The sequence below is a fragment of the Streptococcus sp. 2741 genome (assembly GCF_013276315.1).
GTDB classification, from domain to species: Bacteria; Bacillota; Bacilli; order Lactobacillales; family Streptococcaceae; genus Streptococcus; species Streptococcus pseudopneumoniae.
In genome coordinates this window covers 1-1,192 of the sequence record NZ_VMKU01000083.1, presented here as the reverse complement: position 1 = coordinate 1,192, position 1,192 = coordinate 1, and the positions used below count along the sequence as shown (strand labels likewise).

Here is a 1,192-nt window from a genome sequence, read left to right as displayed (position 1 = left end):
ACGAAGTCAGTAACCATATATACGGCAAGGTGACGCTGACGTAGTTTGAAGAGATTTTCGAAGAGTATAAAAATCCTCAAGATACTTTCTTCTATCCTTTAGTTTATAAGGAGAACACCTATGAAAAAAGCTGCTATTTCTATCTTTGCTCTCCTAGTGTTAGGAGTTAGCTGCCTGTTTCTATTCAGCCAGCAAAGTTATAAAAAAACAGTCGTTCAATACTATGCTAACGACCAGAACCTGCCCAATAGGATAACTTATAGTGAATATAGCGACAAATGAGAAGCCAACTACGGTGGCACTCTAAACATCACATCTATCAAACAAGCTAGTGACGGAGTTTATGCAACCTATGAAGGGCAATTGACACCTTTCCAATAGTGATAAATTGAGAACCAGCCTGTCTTCATCTAGTCATGCTGGTTTTTAAGTTCATTCTAAATCCTTACCTATTCTCCCTAACTGTGCTATACTTAATTTAGTACATTCTTTGAGATTGGAGATAAAATGAAAATCCATAAAACTGTGAATCCTGTTGCCTATGAAAACACCTATTACCTGGAAGGTGAAAAACACCTCATCGTTGTAGATCCTGGTAGTCAATGGGAAGCCATTCGTCAGACAATCGAGAACCTCAACAAACCGATCTGTGCCATTCTATTGACCCACGCTCATTATGACCATATCATGAGTCTGGACTTGGTTCGCGAGACGTTTGGCAATCCTCCTGTCTATATCGCAGAGAGCGAAGCCAGCTGGCTCTACACTCCTGTCGATAATCTCTCCGGTCTCCCTCGCCACGATGATATGGCAGATGTGGTCACAAAACCTGCAGAACACACCTTTGTCTTTCACGAAGAATACCAACTAGAGGAATTTCGTTTTAAGGTTCTACCGACCCCAGGGCACTCTATCGGTGGTGTTTCCCTAGTCTTTCCTGATGCTCACCTAGTCTTGACGGGAGATGCTCTGTTCCGCGAAACAATTGGACGGACGGATCTTCCGACTGGTAGTACAGAGCAACTCCTTCATAGTATCCAGACCCAACTCTTCACCCTACCAAACTACGATGTCTATCCAGGACATGGTCCAGCTACTACTATCGCTCACGAAAAAACCTTCAATCCTTTTTTCTAGCAAGATGATGACAGATGATGACAATCGATAGCACAATTTAATACTCAATGAAAAT

General features: G+C 42.1%; 2 protein-coding genes. Both read left to right on the top strand.

The genetic code is table 11. The features are described 5' to 3' along the window. Positions 1-120 precede the first annotated feature (120 nt). Positions 121-282, top strand: a complete 162-nt coding sequence (locus HT671_RS08335) for a hypothetical protein (RefSeq protein ID WP_166727910.1) — start codon at positions 121-123, stop codon at positions 280-282. A gap of 225 nt (positions 283-507) precedes the next feature. After that, positions 508-1,137, top strand: coding sequence for an MBL fold metallo-hydrolase (locus tag HT671_RS08330; protein WP_050971287.1), 630 nt, complete (start codon positions 508-510; stop codon positions 1,135-1,137). Positions 1,138-1,192 lie beyond the last annotated feature (55 nt).